The following is a 16,045-nucleotide window of genomic DNA, read 5'->3' on the forward strand; positions in this document are numbered from 1 at the left end:
GTCTATTTTGGTTTCTTTAATACTGCTTTTTAAAAGATTCTTCACATGGGAAAAATTGGATTGATTTCATTGAGCGTGCTTTTACTATTGGTGTCCTGCGGAAAAGGCCCGGATGCCAAAAATCCTGAAGGTGAAACTTCGGATCAAGCCCCCGTCGTCGCAGTTGCCCCTGGAATTCCCGATCCGGATACTACCGACCAAATCCCCGGAGATCAATACCTGATTGATGCCATATCTCAAGAAACTGCTGCTAAGGTTCGGGCAAGATTGGAATCACTTTTGGCTGAAGATCTGAAGGTTGGGATTGTGGATTCACTCAGCAGGAGATTCATTTTCCTGGAATATGATCTCGACGGAGACGCTGCCAAGGAGATTTTCGTCGGGCTGACCGGACCCTATTTTTGTGGCAGTGGCGGTTGTACCCAGTATATTTTAAAAGACAACGGAGAAGTTCTGACAAAATTTACCGTGTCAGATTACCCTGTCGTAATAGCTCCGGACAAGACAAACGGGTGGAACGATCTGTATATCCAAAGTGGAGGCGACTACCGGGTGGTAAAATTTGATGGGAAAACTTACCCCGCAAACCCATCCATCCTTCCCAAATTGGGAATGATTCCCGGTGACGGACTACCCAGAGCTTTGGATTTCATGAATGATAATTACCCCTGGTTTTCATTCTGAGCGTCGTTTTCTGGAGTAGTTGGATTCAAATTCTCTGGAACGGTTTTGAGGTAAAGGTCCCGCTGAGGGAATGGAATTCGAACGCCGTTGGCCTTAAAGGTCAGATCTATCTTGGAGATCACTTCCCCTTTGACAAACGGATAATCCATGTAGTTTGCAAGCCAAAAGGTGATTTCAATCTCAATGCTGCTTTCTGAAAACTCCAGAGGAACAACCCGCGGGACGGGAACTTGTCTGATCCGGAGATCATTGGCGATGACGTCTTTCAGCAGGCGGACAGCCAATTCCAGATCTGTGCCATAAGCGACTCCAACCACCAAAGAGAGTTTTCTTCCCTTTCCGGTGGTCCAGTTGATCATCTGCTTGCTGATTAGATCGCCATTTGGGATCACGGCTGTGGAGCCCTCAAACATGTTGACGACACTGCTGCGGAAGCCGATGGACTTCATGATGCCTGGCTTTCCTTCGACCTCGATCAGATCGCCGACTTTTACTGTGTTTTCGAAAGCAATGATCAATCCGCTGACGAGGTTGTTGACCAGCCCCTGGAGACCGAGTCCAATGCCCACTGACAATGCACCCAGAATGATTGTGATCTTATCCAGCGGGATTCCTGACGCGGCAAATGCCAAAAATAAACCCAAAGAAATGACGAAGATCTGAACCAACAGCAGCCAGCTCCCGAAGCTGACCCGTTTCCGCTGCTCTGGAGAATTGATGGCTTCCGGCTCTGCAGAAAAGATTGACAACAGTCTGGAAATCAATACTGCGACAAATAGGATAATGAGAAAGACAAAGAGCCCGTTGATCGTGAACTGATAGGATCCGATCATCCGATCGGCTGTCAGGAACGCGGTGATAGACTCAGAGATTTGCGTAAACCGGTAGAAATTTTTGCCTACCAATGCTCCCCAACCTACGATCAGGAAGGTGTAAAAGATGCCTGGAGCTCTGTTTCCCAATTTGTTGAAATTTATAAAAAACAGCTCCCGCTCCTGGTTATGGTAGATCTTGGTGGCTATAGACAGGCCTTGGTTGACCAGTCGGACGGTCCACAGAAGCAAGATTCCGACGACGATGCCGATGTATCCGGCCAGTAGGAATGACTTGGCTAAATTGAACCTTCCCGTGATGTTCATCATCAGGGAGATAAACTCAAAAAGTCCCATCAAGTAGATAAAGTAGATGATCCTTTTCTCCTTCAGTTGCCTGTTTTGTTTTTTCAGAACAGTAAATACCAAAAATAAAATACCGAAAAGCGACAAGCCCATGATCAGGTAGCGCTCTGTAACGGTGGGCAGCAGAAGCATGTTGGTGATGCCGGCGATGAGGAAAACCAACACGGTGCAGATCCAGAAGAACATCCAGAACCGGTTGAGATATCCGATGAAAATGATGGTCAGCGAAATGGAAGCAAGCAACCAGATCAGCCAATAAAAGATAAAGGGAGGATTGATGAAAAAGAACTGATAGAATCCCAATACAATGACCATTGCAGATAGAAACGGTAATTTCAAAACCACTTTTCCATCATCGTGCTCGTCAATTTCATGCAGGTTCACCGTCCTCTTCTTGAGATTTGCCAGAAAAATCCAGGACGCCAGCACTAAAAAGACTAAAACAACCAACCTGCTTTCCCGAAGTTTTAAGTAAAAGGCCAGGGCGTATTTTTCCTTGGTATAAGAAAAGCTAAAAGCATCCGAAAGACTTTTGGTAAAGAATGGGTGGGTGAGGTCTTTTGGGATTTCATCTTCAAAGCTGGCTTCATTGAGATTTTTCCTGAGTAGTTCTAAGTTTTCGAGATGGTTGTTCAGTTCAAAAACCAAGGCATTGATGGACGTTTGGAGGCTATCCAGTTTGCTGCTGAAGGTCTTGACCGAATCTTCGACGGGCTTGATTTCATTGTTAAGCTCACTCAATAAGAAGGCGTATTGCCTGGTCTGAAGCGAATCGGGGGGGAAGAGGTAGAGGTCCTTTTCAGCGTAGATGGAGTCGATCCGATACAGGGAATGCCTAAATGTGCTTGCAAACAGATCAACGCGTGTTTTTTCTTCGACTAGTTCGTCCAGCATTTCTCTGAAAATCGAAGCCGATACGGTCACATTTCTGTCTGTTTGGAAGTCAGAGGCATCAGGGAAGATTCGTTCGAGGACCACAGGTACGAGCTGCTGAAATTCGATCAGCTTCCTCCGGATTCTTTGCTGATCCACCCCTTTGTTCAATAAGCCTTTTAATTTGAAATTCTCACTTTTCAACTCTCCGATGAGTTGGTGTTGCTTGAGATAGACTTTTCTACCCTCAAATTTGTCCTGACTTCTCAGATATTCATCATGACCGATCTGCTGGACCTGTCGGATGAATTCAGACTTGGTGCTATCCGGTTTTGGAGCGCCCTCCTCCGCCTGTGCGCCTGATGAAACCTGCAAGGTGTCGGACTGCTGACAGAACACTGGCACAGCAGTAAGGAGGAGAAAGAATAGCGAGAAAAAGACCGTCAAAAATCCTGACCGGTGGGCTTTGTAGATCCCCTGAAATGAGCGTGCGCTTTCGTTCATTCTAAAATTATGTGGCATTGATTCCAAGCTAGGTAAAACAGGATAAACAAACAATAATGGCTGGTTTCGCTCACGGTTAGGATGAGTTAGACTCCGTCGGGATATCTCCTTTTTTCAGCACCGAATTTTCTGTAAACAATTCAGTGACAAAAAAGTTGAGTCGTCATTTCCGGTTTTGAGCGGCAGAGGTGATCGTATTTGAATCATATTTCTTTCGATTCAACTGCGGAGATTGGTAACATGGCCGAAAAAATGCGATCAAAAAAGTAATTCAAATTGGGACAATATTTATAAATTTGGATGTATTCTTTAGTATTCAATAAATTTTTACTTAAAATTTTACAAAATATGAAATCAATTGGATTGATCTTAATGGCGCTTTTTTTGGCCACTTCACTTGTTTTTGCGCAGGCCAAACCGGATGTGTTGACGCTTAATTCCGGAGAGCGTAAGGAAGGAAAGGTCACAGGTGTAACCGAAACCACCGTCAAATTCAGATACAACGGTGAAGATTTTGACTATGAGATCGCCAAGAAAGATCTCAGTCAGATCGAATTTTCGAGTGGGAGAGTAGAGAAGTTTTCAACTGGGCAGTCTATGACCGGCACCTCAGCCACTTCGAATCCCGGCAGCTCACCGGATAGACACAACAAAGTGGCAGTTTTGCCATTTGATTTCATCTCAAATGACCCGGGAATGCAGTCTGCGTCTATGAAAACGTTAACTCAGAACAGTACCGCTAATTTTGTGAAAGGCGAATACGGGACCCTTACCCTGCAGGATCCGATGACCACCAACGCCCTGCTGGCAAAAAACAATGTTACCGGTGACAATCTTGCTGCCTTTACCCCTGTCGAGCTTGCCCAGCTTTTGGGTGTTGAATATATCATCTACGGGACTGTCAATATTACCAACAAAGGCACTTCCACTTATGGATCGGCGGGTACGACCTATAATCAAAAGGAGACTTCCACCTACGACCAGAACAAAAGCACTGATAAGACTAAGGGAGGGGCATATACAGCCAGCAGCTCCACAACTACTGTAAACTATGACACCTCTGTAGATCTGAGGATGTTCAATGACCGGGGGGATAATCTTTACAGTCAATCCAGACACGTCTTCGGGACCGAGGCGGATGCATACAAGTCAGGGGTGGAATATATGCTCAAGCGAACTCCTTTTGGTTCAAAATACGGCAAAAAATAAGAAAGCCCGGGTTTACCGGGCTCCTTTTATTGGAAGTTCTACAGGTATTTTTCGGATAATTTCTCGACCAATTCGATGTAGAGCTCAGCCGCTTCGGCTTTACTTTTGCCCTTGAAGGCAAGCCAGCTGCTATACTTGGCTGCCGCTTTAAAATCAAATCCTCCAGGCCGTTCGGTTTCGTTGTCTCCTTCGGTAGCTTGTTTGTATAGACCATACAGTCTCAGCAACTCGTCATTGCCTGGTCTGGTGGTGAATTTTTGGGTGAGAGCGGCGGCTTCCTCCAAGGTTGATGGTTTCATAGATAATTTGGTTAGTGCCCTCAAATTGCCAAAAATGGCACTAATATCAAATACATCAACGCTAGGGAAATGAAAAAGCCATCCCTTTTCAGGAATGGCTTTGGTCTTTATCAAGTATGGCGATTATCTTTTGTTGATGAAAACGTATTCGCGCTCGGTAGCGCCAACATAAACCTGACGTGGTCTGCCGATTGGCTCCTTGTTTTCACGCATCTCTTTCCACTGAGCAATCCAGCCGGGAAGTCTGCCCAATGCAAACATCACGGTGAACATGTCGGTTGGAATACCCAAGGCGCGGTAGATGATGCCTGAGTAGAAATCCACGTTAGGATAGAGTTTTCTGTCGATGAAATATTGATCATTCAGCGCAGCATACTCCAGTTCTTTGGCGATTTCAAGTACAGGATCTGTCACTCCCAATCTGCTCAAAACCTCATCCGCAGCTTGCTTGATGATCTTAGCCCGAGGATCAAAGTTTTTGTAAACACGGTGGCCAAAGCCCATCAGACGAAACGGATCGTTTTTGTCTTTTGCTTTGTCCAGGTATTTTTTGGCATCGCCGCCATCCGCTTTGATTGCTTCCAGCATTTCGATCACGGACTGGTTGGCTCCACCGTGCAGTGGGCCCCAAAGCGCGTTGATGCCTGCGGAAATAGCTGCGTAGATGGATGCTTGGGAAGAACCGACCATTCTTACGGTAGATGTAGAGCAGTTTTGCTCGTGATCAGCGTGAAGGATCAGTAGCTTGTCCAAAGCCGTAGCGACGACGGGATCGGATTCATATTGCTCTGCCGGCAAGGCAAACATCATCTTAAGGAAGTTGGCGCAATAGTCCAGATTATTGTCTGGATAGTTTACCGGATGTCCGATTTTGTTCTTGAAAGCCCAAGCTGCAAAAGTTGGCATCTTGGCCAGCAAGCGAATGATGCTCAGATTGATTTCTTCGTCTGTTTGGTTTGGATTCAGTGAATCAGGATAGAATGCAGAAAGAGAACAAATCAGCGAAGAGAGAACCCCCATCGGGTGTGCATTGGAAGGAAATCCTGCCAAAATCTTCTTGATGTCTTCATGAACAAGTGTGTGCTGGGTGATTTCTTTGCTGAAAGCATCATACTCAGCTTGGGTAGGCAGCTCACCGTAGATCAGCAGGTAGGCTACTTCAAGGAAGGTTGATTTTTTAGAAAGCTCGTCAATCTTATAGCCACGATACCTTAATATTCCTTCCTCGCCGTCAAGAAATGTGATTGCACTTTTGGTCGCTCCGGTATTTTTATAGCCAGGATCCAGGGTAATCAATCCTGAGACATCTCGTAGCTTACCGATTTCAATTGCACTTTCATTTTCAGTACCTGTGATTACAGGAAATTCATATTCTTGCCCCTTATAGGACAGCTTGGCGGAATCAGACATATATCGTTTTTTGGATTACTTGTATTTCGTGAAAAACATCAAAAGACGCCCTTAAGTTAATAAACTCGAATGTTTTTTGGAATTTTATTATAAGGAGGGGCAGTTTATTATTTCGGAAGCGATTTCGTAAACGTTTTTTTGAAAATCTCAATTCTTGGATATCCCTCTTTTTCATGGCGTTGTTCTCCAAGAGCTTCCGGGTGGACCGGGATTAAAAAAAGCCCAGGAGGGCTTTTCATTTTATTTAATCACAGAAATGCTCAAAGACTTCCACCAAGTGATCGCCGATCATCTTGGCATTTCTACCTTCGATGTGGTGACGCTCAATGAAGTGAACGAGTTCTCCGTCCTTGAACAAGGCCATCGCTGGGGAGGATGGAGGATAAGGCAATACTAGTTCTCTCAGCTTTTCCACCGCGTCGCGGTCATTTCCTGCAAATACGGTCGCCAGCGTAGTCGGTTTCTTGGGAGAATTCTCCACCGCATAGCGGATGCCCGGTCTGGCGGCGCCTGCGGCACAGCCACAAACCGAGTTGACAACCACTAGTGTGGTGCCTTTATGATTTGGGCCAAGGTGTTCCGCAACCTGCGCTGCAGTGCGGAATTCTTCGAATCCAACGTTGGAAAGTTCGGCTCTCATAGGAGCGATCAGCTCTTCAGGATACATAGTATTGTGTTTTTAATTGTTCGTTTTTTAGAGAAAGCCAAGCTCAAGTTTGGCAGCTTCGGACATCATGTCCTGAGAATACGGAGGGTCAAAGGTGACTTCGACTTCCACGTTGTTGACTCCCTGGATCTGCTGGATTTTGTCTTTTACTTCCGAGGGGATAAATTCCGCAGAGGGACAATTGGGCGAGGTCAGGGTCATCTGCACGTAAACATTGTTGACAGGATAGACGGTGATCTCATAGATCAAACCCAGATCATACACATCCACGGGGATCTCGGGATCATAGACCTGCTTGATAGCCATCACTACCTTATCTCTCAGGTTTGTTACCTGTCCGTTTTCCAAATTGCTCTCAGCTTCCATTTTCAGGCGTTTTGCTTGGCTTGAAATGCCAGCGCGTACAGCTTCATCTGCTTAATCATCGATGCCAGGCCATTTGACCGTTGGCTCCCGATGATACTACCCATTCCGATCCGTTCGATGAAATTCAGATCAGCCTTCAGGATCTCTTCAGGGCTTCGGTCATTCAAGACCCGGATCAAAAGAGAAATCAAACCTTTGGTGATGTCCGTGTTGGAATCTGCCTGATAGTGGACTTTGCCATCTACTGTATCGGCGATCAGCCAAACCTTGGACTGACATCCCTTGATAATATTCTCCTCTTTTCGTTCCTCTTCAGGAAAAGTCTCCAGATTACCGCCGAGCTCCATGATATAGAAAATCGTCGATTCTTTGTCGTCGCCGAGGATTTCAAACTCGGAAACAATCTCTTCCTGTATTTCTTTGATACTGCTCATTTATTCTTAAATCTAGCGATTTGGGCGATACCCTCCGCCAGTTTTTCGATCTCTGATCTGGTATTGTAAACCGAGAAAGAGGCCCTCACAGTTCCTTCGATCCCAAATCTTTTCATCAGTGGTTGCGTGCAATGGTGGCCGGTGCGGACGGCAATTCCTTTGGCATCCAACATCTGTCCCACATCGAATGGATGCATTCCGTTGATATTGAAAGACAAAACGGAAACTTTCTCTTTGGCAGTCCCTATTGGAACAAATCCTTTGATATCACTCAACAATTCGTTAGCATGGATCAAAAGCCCATCTTCATGCGCTTTGATCGCCGGCTTCCCCAAAGAATTGACAAAATCCAACGCAGCTTTGAATGCAATCACGTCCGCAATGTTGGGAGTACCCGCCTCAAATTTGAAAGGAATGTCGTTATAAGTTGTCTTTTCAAACGTGACTTCTTTGATCATTTCACCGCCGCCGAGGAATGGTGGCATGGCTTCGAGCACGTCCCTTTTTCCATATAAAACCCCAAGGCCGGTGGGACCATAGATCTTGTGAGCGGAAAAAGCCAGAAAGTCGCAATCCAAGTCCTGGACGTCGATCTCTAAGTGTGAGGTGGACTGCGCTCCGTCCAAGAGGACTTTTGCCCCGACAGCATGTGCCGCGGCGATCACCTTTTTAACAGGATTGATCGTGCCCAGCGCATTGGATGCGTGGACGACGCTGACCAGTTTTGTCGTGGGGGAAAGGAGCTTTTCAAATTCCCCGAAGAGGATTTCTCCTGCGTCGTTAATCGGGATGATTTTTAGAATGGCTCCGGTTTCTTCGCAGAGCATCTGCCAAGGCACGATATTGGAGTGGTGCTCAAGCGTAGAGATGATGATTTCGTCACCTTTTCCGATGAACTTTCTTCCAAAAGTCTTCGCTACCAAGTTGATACTTTCGGTCGTCCCTTTGGTGAAAATGATCTCCGCAAACTCTTTAGCTCCGATAAATTCCCGAACGGCCTCACGCGTTTCTTCATAGTATCTGGTAGCTCTATCCGCCAAAACATGTGCGCCGCGGTGAATATTGGAGTTGTCCAGCTCATAGTAGTTGGACAGAGCATCGATCACAGACTTTGGCTTCTGCGTCGTGGCCGCATTATCAAAATAGATCAGGGGCTTGCCGTGCACTTCTTGGTGAAGCACAGGAAACAAGCCCCTGATCTGTTCGATGTTTAAACTCATGATGAGATTTAGAATTTACTTCCCAATCGCTCCTGAATGAGCGAATCGCAATACTCGCGGAAGCTTTCCGTCTTGATTTTTTCCAATACCTCCCCAGCGAAAGCATGAAGCAACAAGCCCTTGGCTTGGAGCTTGTCGATTCCTCTGGCTTGAAGGTAGAAAAGCGCTTCCTCGTCCAGCTGACCTACGGTACAGCCGTGAGAGCACTTCACGTCGTCCGCCCAAATTTCCAATTGAGGCTTGGTGTTGACAGTCGCATCTTCGGAAAGAAGGATGTTGTTATTTTGCTGAAAGGCATTGGTCTTTTGCGCGTCCTGACGGACAAAGATCTTCCCGTTGAAAACGCCTCTGCTTTGGTCAGCAAGGATGCCTTTGTACAGTTCGTTGGATTCGGCGTGAGGAATGGTGTGGTCCACGTTGGTGTGGTTATCCACGTGGGTTTTGCCATTCAAAAGGTAAATCCCGTACATGTTTCCTTCGGAATTGCTTCCGACTAGATTCAGGTTCAGGTTGTTTCTCACCATATCCCCGGAAAGCGAAATGTTCACGGAGTTGAAGGTCGAATCTTTTTGAATGTCAGCTTCTATCGTGCTGACTTCGATGACGTTTTTGCCCTCGTTTTGAATCCGGTAGTAGTGGACGTGAGAACTCACTCCGCCTTTCACTTCCACGACCTCGTTGACGAAATAGCTCGATTCCCCGAGGCTGATGCTTTGATCAATGAACGTGACTTCTGAGAGATCTCCCACTTCGATCCAAACCCGTGGCTGGATCAACTGACCGCCGTTTGCCTGATCAAAGGATAACAAGAGGATCGGCTTTTCAACTTGCGCTTTCTTCGGAACTGAGATGAAAATCCCGTCCTGGAAAGTGGCTTGATTCAAAGCTGCAAAAGCATCTTTTCCCGGCTTGGCGATGGAGCCAAGGGCCAATTCAGACTTTTCGGAGAGCAAGGATACTTCGATTCCTTCGATTTTGGCAGAAAGTTCTGGAAGGAAATTTCCGTTGGCAAACACCAATATATCTCCGTCAAAACCTTCGTAAACGGCAGATTTCACATGCTCTGCGGTCACTGCAAAAGGCAGGGCAGGAGAGAAGTCGGTGATCTTTTGCTCCAGTTTCTTGCTGATGTTGGTAAACTTATATTCCTCAGCTTTTACAGCGGGAAGCCCCTGGGCCAGATAGGAAACTTTTGCAAGCGTCCGGACTGACTCAAAGTTTTTTGGAGCGGCTTCGATCAGGCTGCTGAATGAATCTTGTTTGGTCAAGGTACTCATGATTGTGGTGTTAGAAATCAGACAGTGGCTTGGGAATCAACTTCTTCTTTGATCCAGTCGTAGCCTTTCTCCTCCAGTTCCATTGCCAGTTCTTTGGTGCCTGACTTTACGATTCGGCCTTTGTAGAGTACGTGGACGAAGTCCGGAACGATGTAGTCCAGCAACCGCTGGTAGTGGGTCACCACGATGGTTGCCGTTTTTTCTGATTTCAATTGGTTGACGCCGTTAGACACGATTCTCAGTGCGTCGATGTCCAGTCCAGAGTCGGTTTCATCCAAGATGGACAAGGTCGGCTCCAGCATAGCCATCTGGAAGATCTCGTTTCTTTTCTTTTCTCCTCCGGAAAAACCTTCGTTTAGAGATCTGCTGAGCAACTTTTGGTCGATCTCGACGAGTTTCATCTTCTCCTTCATCAGGGTCAAAAACTTCACTGCGTCCAAAGGCTCCAAGCCTCTGTACTCACGTACTTGATTGACCGCAGTTCTGAGAAAATTCGTAGAGGAAACTCCAGGAATCTCCACAGGATATTGGAAAGCCAAGAAAACGCCTTCTCTTGCACGGTCCTCAGGAGCGAGGTCTAGCAGATCTTTTCCTTTAAAGGTTACTTCCCCTTCGGTTACTTCATATTCTTCACGGCCTGCCAATACTGAAGCCAAGGTGGATTTTCCGGAACCGTTTGGTCCCATGATGGCGTGTATCTCGCCGGCCTTTACTTCAAGATTGATTCCTCTTAGGATTTCATTTCCTTCGATTGATGCGTGAAGGTTTTTTATTGATAGCATGATTCTATTTTTTCAATTTTTAAATGTTCCAATTTTTCAATTGGAGAATTAACCAACGGACCCCTCTAAAGTCAGCGCCAGCAACTTCTGCGCTTCCACTGCAAACTCCATCGGAAGCTGGTTCAGCACTTCTTTGGCGTAGCCGTTCACGATCAAGGCAACTGCATCTTCAGTGGCGATTCCACGTTGGTTGCAATAGAAGATCTGATCTTCGCCGATCTTGGAAGTGGTCGCTTCGTGCTCGACTTTCGCACTCGGATTATTGATGTCGATGTAGGGGAAGGTATGTGCTCCGCACCGGTCACCCATCAGCAGCGAGTCACATTGAGAGAAGTTTCGTGCATTGTCTGCGCGCTTCATCACCTGCACCTGACCTCTGTAGGAGTTTTGGGATTTGCCTGCGGAGATACCCTTAGACACGATTCGAGACTTGGTGTTTTTCCCGATGTGGATCATCTTGGTGCCCGTATCTGCCTGCTGATAATTGTTGGTCACAGCGACAGAATAGAATTCACCGATGGAGTAATCGCCTTTCAAGATGCAGGAAGGATATTTCCAAGTCACCGCAGATCCTGTTTCCACCTGAGTCCAAGAAATCTTGGAATGGTCGCCAGCGCAGATTCCACGCTTGGTTACAAAATTGTAAATACCGCCTTTGCCTTCTTTATCACCTGGATACCAGTTTTGAACGGTGGAGTATTTCACCTGAGCGTGCGTACCGGCATAGATTTCCACGACGGCGGCATGCAATTGGTTTTCGTCACGGGATGGAGCAGTGCAGCCTTCCAAATAGCTAACATAGGATTCATCATCGGCCACGATCAGCGTTCTTTCGAATTGACCTGTGTTTGCGGCATTGATTCGGAAGTAGGTAGAAAGCTCCATCGGGCAGCGGACGCCCTTTGGAATGTAGCAGAATGATCCGTCGGAGAATACCGCGGAATTCAGGGCTGCATAATAATTGTCAGTCATCGGTACGACCGACCCGAGATATTTTTGGATCAATTCAGGATATTCTTTGACAGCTTCGCTGAAAGAGCAAAATACGATTCCCAGCTTGGAAAGTGTGCCTCTGAATGTCGTAGCAACGGAAACGGAGTCCAACACTGCATCGACAGCAATGCCTTGCAATCTCTTTTGCTCATTCAAAGAAATTCCCAATCGCTCGTAGATAGCAATCAGTTCCGGATCGACTTCGTCCAGGTTTTTTGATTTTTTGATCTGCTTGGGAGCGGAATAGTAGCGAAGCGCCTGAAGGTCTATTTTTGGATAGTGTACATTAGCCCATTCGGGTTCGGTCATGGTCAACCAAGTCCGGAAAGCCTTCAATCTCCACTCGAGAAGCCATTGAGGCTCTTCTTTTTTAGCAGAAATCCATCGAATGATGTCTTCATTCAGCCCAATCGGAGCCTCATCGGCTTCGTAATTGACTGACCAGCCATGTTCGTATTCTTTGGAGGTTAGTTCTTCTAAAATCGAGTTGTCTTTGCTCATGTGCTGAGTTATTTAGACTAATTATATTTTAACTGCAAAGGTACAACATATAATTAAAATAATATGTTCGCCGTCATTCGAATTATCTATGAATGATGCCAAAAACAGATCGAAAAAGGCCCGAAGCTTCCAGATTTTCAACAAAGTGGGCTAAAAAAAATGAATTCCGACGTGGGTCGGAATTCATCGCCATCGCATGAAAGCGATCTGAAATTATTTATTTGATTTTAATCTAAATAGAGTTACTTCTCTTTGTCAAAAAACTGAATCGGTCGATTGATGCTTTCCTCCAAGACAATCAATGTTTCTGTTCTGTCGATTCCATCCACTTTTTGGATCTTGTCCAAAACCAATCGCAGGTGGTTTGTGTCGCGACAGATGATCTTTGCGAAAATGGAATAATTCCCAGTCGTGTAATAGGCGCTCACTACTTCAGCGATTTCCTTCAGCCGCTCGATGACCGTGTCGTAGAGTGAACTCTTCTCAAGATAAATTCCGAGGAAGGCCGAGATGTCATAGCCCAGCTTTGAGAAGTCAATATTGAGGGTCGCACTCTTCACTATTCCCATATCCTCCAATTTTTTCATCCTCACGTGGACAGTTCCGGAGGACACAAAAACCTTTTTGGCAATCTCAGTATAAGGGGTCTTTGCATCTTCGTTGAGCAACGAGATGATCTTGAGGTCTATGTTGTCGATATCTAAAATTTTGTCCATTTTCCTATAGAGGATTTAGATGATTGTTAATGAAGGATGCGGTAAATTAGAGATTGTTCAAAATATTGCAAAATTTTTTTTTCAATTTGTAATTAATGACAAAATCCATTTACTTTGGGCTTATCAAATAATGGCAATTGAAAATTTGGTTTTAGGGAGGTTGGGTGCCAGATAAATTTGACGACATCCGAAAAACCAAACAATTGGTATTCAACGCGAAAACTTTTAATCTCTAAAGTTATATTTGGGTTTATATTCTGAAAAGGGTCTTGCTACTGGCAAGACTTTTTTGTTTCCCGGGTAAGCAGATTTATTTTTTAAAATACAAAAAATTGCATTTGAAGTTTTTAAAAGTGTATTTTTAACTATACTTTTGAACTATGCAAAATTTATCTCTGCTCCGAAGGTTTTTTGTCTTGTCCTGCTTGGGACTTTTTCTCACACTTCCGCTCGAAAACGGTGGTGCTGTAGCTCAGCAAAGCTCAGAATTAGTTGAATTCAACGCCATGGAGGTGGATTATCACAAGTTGAGTCTTCTCAAGATTCGCGCAATCTCGGATGCTGGGGATTTCACAAAAGCGGAGGAATTGAAGGTTTCTCCCCTGACTACCGTGGAGGAAAACATGGCCAGGAACCTGAATTCGCATTGGGCATGGCGGGAGAATACCCTAGAAATGATCGACAGCTATTCGACCTTTCTATTCAGGACCAAAAAGAGCCAAGAGTTGGATGAAGTTAAAGTCGTCTTGCTGGTCAACTCCAAGGGGCGAGTAGCGGGCTTCGAGTTGTTGGGTTCTACCGACAAAGGCCTCAAAGAGCGTCTGGATCATTTGATTAGAAAATTGCCGGATTGCAAACCGGTACCCGGCTATATGAGCTATAGTCCTGAGAAATTCGAGATGACAATCAGAAAATAACAAGGCCGGATTATCCGGTCTTTTTTTTGAGCGGTGGGGTACGCGTTGGGGGGCTTTCCTATTTTTAGTCAACCAACCTTAAGCCCCCATGAGAAAAATTACCCTTTTGACAGTTGCATGCCTGGCCTCGGGCATTGCTGCTGCTCAGGTCCGATCTTTTGAGCCTGATAAACTTTTCCCTGAGAAAAATGAGAAATTGAAGTTTCACACGGTCTCCGGGGAAAGGCATGGCCCGTCCTTCTTTAAGAAATATCAGTTTCCAGAAGTGGAGTATGCGCCGGGAGAAAAACTGGCTTTTGATAAATACCACACCGTAGATGTCATGTACGCCTGGTATGAGAAATGGGCGGCTACGTATCCGGAAATTGTAGACTTATACGTAATCGGTCATTCTTTTGAGGGGCGACCAATCTATCAGATGACGCTGACGAACAAAAAGACCGGCAAAGACACCGACAAGCCGGCAGCTTATTTTGAAGGAGGTCGCCATTCTGGAGAGATTACTTCCAGCGAATCCATTCTTTGGTTGACACAGCATTTGCTCGAAAACTACGGCAAAGACCCTGAAATCACCGCTCTGATAGATAGCAAGGCGATTTACCTTCGTCCACAAAACAACCCCGACGGATCTAATCTTTACCTCCATACTGAGCAAAGAAACCGGAGCACGGTCAGATCAACTGACAACGATCGGGATGGATTGCTGGACGAAGATCCTGAGGAAGATCTGGACGGTGATGGCATCATCTATCAATTAAGAAAAAAGGTCGTAACTCCAGAAGAAAAGGAAAAAGCCAATTTCATCATCGATCCCAAGGATCCCAAAGGGAGATTGATGAAGCGGACTTTCCCAGGCAAAGGGGACTACCTCGTTTATACAGAAGGCATCGACAATGACGGCGATAGTTCCTTCAATGAAGATGGAGTAGGGGGATTGGACCTTCACCGTAATTATCCGGAAAACTGGCGGCCCAACTCAGGCGGTGATCTGACTGGGCGTGGCTACACCCAAGGTGGAGCAGGCGAGTATCCACTCAGCGAAGCAGAAACCCGCACCACCGTACTTTGGATCTTGAGCCATCCGAATATTTCGGTTGTGAATTCCATGGATACCAGTGTTCCGATGCACTTGAGGCCACCGTCCACTTCCAAATCCACAGATCGGATGTATCCTCAGGATTTGGAGATCTATAAAGAAATGGATCAGCTGGGCCTTTCGTTTACTGCGTACCCGTGGGCAGGAGATGTCTATGAAACCTATTCCACCCGCTACAAAGTCAATACTATGACAGGCGATCCGCTGAAACCCGAACCGCTTTTCGGCCACGGACCTGATTTTGGCTATTTCTACTTTGGCAGTATCTGGTACGGAGATGAGCTTTGGAACAACGGCGCGATGAAGGATTATGACGGAGATGGGATTTATGACCAATACGACGGCCTGATGTGGGACGACGAAGCCAATGGCAGCAAAGGTTTCAGGCCATGGGCGCCGATGACTCACCCACAACTCGGCGAAGTCGAGATTGGCGGTTTTCATCCAAAATTCTTCGGACAAAACGGTCCCCCTTGGCAGTTGGAGAGCTGGGCTAAAAAGCAGGCACTCTTCAACCTGGCCATGGCCAAGAAACTACCCCAGCTCACGATCTCTGATATGAAAGTGACGAAACTTCCCGACGGCGAATTTGAAATCACGCTCGAGTGGAGCAACACCGGAGAACTTCCCGTGGCTTTGGAACAAGCCAAACTCGTGAAGATCGTGCAGGAAGATCGGGTCACGCTGGACTTTGACAAGGAGCTGACCAAAGGATACGAGGAAGCGAAAGTCAAGATCACCGCGCCGACTTTGTATGACAAGACGGTCTATTCGGGGTACACCGGAGTTGGGGAGAAAAAGACAGCGACGTTCAAAGTCAAAGTGGAAGGAAGCGAAGCCGTCAAAGGAAAAATCAAGCTTTCCTCTACGAGAGGTGGATATTTTGAAAGAGAATTTACATTAAACCAATAAAAGAGTA

At 46.1% G+C, this 16,045-nt stretch carries 15 protein-coding genes; 4 read left to right on the plus strand and 11 right to left on the minus strand.

Annotated elements, in window-relative coordinates:
• The first annotated feature begins 45 nt into the window (after window positions 1-45).
• Window positions 46-684 (plus strand): hypothetical protein, encoded by a 639-nt coding sequence (locus tag G459_RS28755; RefSeq protein ID WP_051315009.1) that lies wholly within the window; start codon window positions 46-48, stop codon window positions 682-684.
• On the opposite strand, the gene G459_RS0100910 is transcribed toward G459_RS28755, so the two are convergent.
• Window positions 663-3,239, minus strand: a complete 2,577-nt coding sequence (locus G459_RS0100910) for a mechanosensitive ion channel family protein (RefSeq protein WP_026965940.1) — start codon at window positions 3,237-3,239, stop codon at window positions 663-665. The two genes, G459_RS28755 and G459_RS0100910, sit on opposite strands and share 22 nt — an antisense overlap.
• A gap of 348 nt (window positions 3,240-3,587) precedes the next feature.
• On the opposite strand from G459_RS0100910, the gene G459_RS0100915 reads away from it, so the two are divergent.
• Complete coding sequence (locus G459_RS0100915) at window positions 3,588-4,448, plus strand: hypothetical protein (protein WP_026965941.1); 861 nt, start codon at window positions 3,588-3,590, stop codon at window positions 4,446-4,448.
• A 38-nt stretch (window positions 4,449-4,486) separates the two neighbouring features.
• On the opposite strand, the gene G459_RS0100920 is transcribed toward G459_RS0100915, so the two are convergent.
• From G459_RS0100920 to G459_RS0100970, 10 genes are all read right to left on the minus strand, one after another.
• Window positions 4,487-4,747: an acyl-CoA-binding protein gene (locus G459_RS0100920; RefSeq protein WP_026965942.1), complete on the minus strand. Its 261-nt coding sequence runs from the start codon at window positions 4,745-4,747 to the stop codon at window positions 4,487-4,489.
• Window positions 4,748-4,870: 123 nt separating this feature from the next.
• Complete coding sequence (locus G459_RS0100925; RefSeq protein WP_026965943.1) at window positions 4,871-6,157, minus strand: citrate synthase; 1,287 nt, start codon at window positions 6,155-6,157, stop codon at window positions 4,871-4,873.
• A 244-nt stretch (window positions 6,158-6,401) separates the two neighbouring features.
• The gene (locus G459_RS0100935) at window positions 6,402-6,824 is read right to left on the minus strand and encodes a BrxA/BrxB family bacilliredoxin (RefSeq protein ID WP_026965945.1); all 423 of its coding nucleotides are present in this window, start codon (window positions 6,822-6,824) and stop codon (window positions 6,402-6,404) included.
• A 27-nt stretch (window positions 6,825-6,851) separates the two neighbouring features.
• Window positions 6,852-7,190 (minus strand): DUF59 domain-containing protein, encoded by a 339-nt coding sequence (locus G459_RS0100940; protein ID WP_051315010.1) that lies wholly within the window; start codon window positions 7,188-7,190, stop codon window positions 6,852-6,854.
• A gap of 2 nt (window positions 7,191-7,192) precedes the next feature.
• Window positions 7,193-7,624 carry a SufE family protein gene (locus tag G459_RS0100945; RefSeq protein ID WP_026965947.1) on the minus strand — a complete coding sequence of 144 codons (432 nt, stop codon included), beginning with the start codon at window positions 7,622-7,624 and terminating at the stop codon, window positions 7,193-7,195.
• The gene (locus G459_RS0100950; protein WP_026965948.1) at window positions 7,621-8,844 is read right to left on the minus strand and encodes a cysteine desulfurase; all 1,224 of its coding nucleotides are present in this window, start codon (window positions 8,842-8,844) and stop codon (window positions 7,621-7,623) included. The genes G459_RS0100945 and G459_RS0100950 overlap by 4 nt, the downstream gene beginning before the upstream one ends.
• Window positions 8,845-8,852: 8 nt before the next feature.
• Window positions 8,853-10,121 carry a Fe-S cluster assembly protein SufD gene (sufD, locus tag G459_RS0100955; protein WP_026965949.1) on the minus strand — a complete coding sequence of 423 codons (1,269 nt, stop codon included), beginning with the start codon at window positions 10,119-10,121 and terminating at the stop codon, window positions 8,853-8,855.
• Between the two features lie 17 nt (window positions 10,122-10,138).
• A complete protein-coding gene (gene sufC / locus G459_RS0100960) occupies window positions 10,139-10,903 on the minus strand; it encodes a Fe-S cluster assembly ATPase SufC (protein ID WP_026965950.1) in 765 nt (254 codons plus the stop codon).
• Window positions 10,904-10,951: 48 nt separating this feature from the next.
• Window positions 10,952-12,397: a Fe-S cluster assembly protein SufB gene (sufB, locus tag G459_RS0100965; protein WP_026965951.1), complete on the minus strand. Its 1,446-nt coding sequence runs from the start codon at window positions 12,395-12,397 to the stop codon at window positions 10,952-10,954.
• Between the two features lie 242 nt (window positions 12,398-12,639).
• The gene (locus G459_RS0100970; protein WP_026965952.1) at window positions 12,640-13,113 is read right to left on the minus strand and encodes an Lrp/AsnC ligand binding domain-containing protein; all 474 of its coding nucleotides are present in this window, start codon (window positions 13,111-13,113) and stop codon (window positions 12,640-12,642) included.
• A gap of 380 nt (window positions 13,114-13,493) precedes the next feature.
• Here G459_RS0100970 and G459_RS28760 point away from each other — a divergent pair, with 380 nt between their 5' ends.
• Window positions 13,494-14,030, plus strand: a complete 537-nt coding sequence (locus tag G459_RS28760) for a hypothetical protein (RefSeq protein ID WP_051315011.1) — start codon at window positions 13,494-13,496, stop codon at window positions 14,028-14,030.
• An 88-nt stretch (window positions 14,031-14,118) separates the two neighbouring features.
• Window positions 14,119-16,038, plus strand: a complete 1,920-nt coding sequence (locus tag G459_RS0100985; RefSeq protein WP_026965953.1) for a M14 family metallopeptidase — start codon at window positions 14,119-14,121, stop codon at window positions 16,036-16,038.
• Window positions 16,039-16,045: the final 7 nt, after the last annotated feature.

The sequence above is a fragment of the Algoriphagus terrigena DSM 22685 genome, from assembly GCF_000429445.1.
Taxonomy (GTDB): Bacteria; Bacteroidota; Bacteroidia; order Cytophagales; family Cyclobacteriaceae; genus Algoriphagus; species Algoriphagus terrigena.

What these genes read in the sequence shown, in the direction of transcription:
- G459_RS0100910 (WP_026965940.1), bottom strand. Translation starts at nt 3,239, where the DNA reads ATGAACGAAAGCGCACGCTCATTTCAGGGGATCTACAAAGCCCACCGG.
- G459_RS0100915 (WP_026965941.1), top strand. Translation starts at nt 3,588, where the DNA reads ATGAAATCAATTGGATTGATCTTAATGGCGCTTTTTTTGGCCACTTCA.
- G459_RS0100925 (WP_026965943.1), bottom strand. Translation starts at nt 6,157, where the DNA reads ATGTCTGATTCCGCCAAGCTGTCCTATAAGGGGCAAGAATATGAATTT.
- G459_RS0100970 (WP_026965952.1), bottom strand. Translation starts at nt 13,113, where the DNA reads ATGGACAAAATTTTAGATATCGACAACATAGACCTCAAGATCATCTCG.
- sufB (WP_026965951.1), bottom strand. Translation starts at nt 12,397, where the DNA reads ATGAGCAAAGACAACTCGATTTTAGAAGAACTAACCTCCAAAGAATAC.
- G459_RS0100945 (WP_026965947.1), bottom strand. Translation starts at nt 7,624, where the DNA reads ATGAGCAGTATCAAAGAAATACAGGAAGAGATTGTTTCCGAGTTTGAA.
- G459_RS0100940 (WP_051315010.1), bottom strand. Translation starts at nt 7,190, where the DNA reads ATGGAAGCTGAGAGCAATTTGGAAAACGGACAGGTAACAAACCTGAGA.
- G459_RS0100950 (WP_026965948.1), bottom strand. Translation starts at nt 8,844, where the DNA reads ATGAGTTTAAACATCGAACAGATCAGGGGCTTGTTTCCTGTGCTTCAC.
- G459_RS0100935 (WP_026965945.1), bottom strand. Translation starts at nt 6,824, where the DNA reads ATGTATCCTGAAGAGCTGATCGCTCCTATGAGAGCCGAACTTTCCAAC.
- G459_RS0100920 (WP_026965942.1), bottom strand. Translation starts at nt 4,747, where the DNA reads ATGAAACCATCAACCTTGGAGGAAGCCGCCGCTCTCACCCAAAAATTC.
- sufD (WP_026965949.1), bottom strand. Translation starts at nt 10,121, where the DNA reads ATGAGTACCTTGACCAAACAAGATTCATTCAGCAGCCTGATCGAAGCC.
- sufC (WP_026965950.1), bottom strand. Translation starts at nt 10,903, where the DNA reads ATGCTATCAATAAAAAACCTTCACGCATCAATCGAAGGAAATGAAATC.
- G459_RS28760 (WP_051315011.1), top strand. Translation starts at nt 13,494, where the DNA reads ATGCAAAATTTATCTCTGCTCCGAAGGTTTTTTGTCTTGTCCTGCTTG.
- G459_RS28755 (WP_051315009.1), top strand. Translation starts at nt 46, where the DNA reads ATGGGAAAAATTGGATTGATTTCATTGAGCGTGCTTTTACTATTGGTG.
- G459_RS0100985 (WP_026965953.1), top strand. Translation starts at nt 14,119, where the DNA reads ATGAGAAAAATTACCCTTTTGACAGTTGCATGCCTGGCCTCGGGCATT.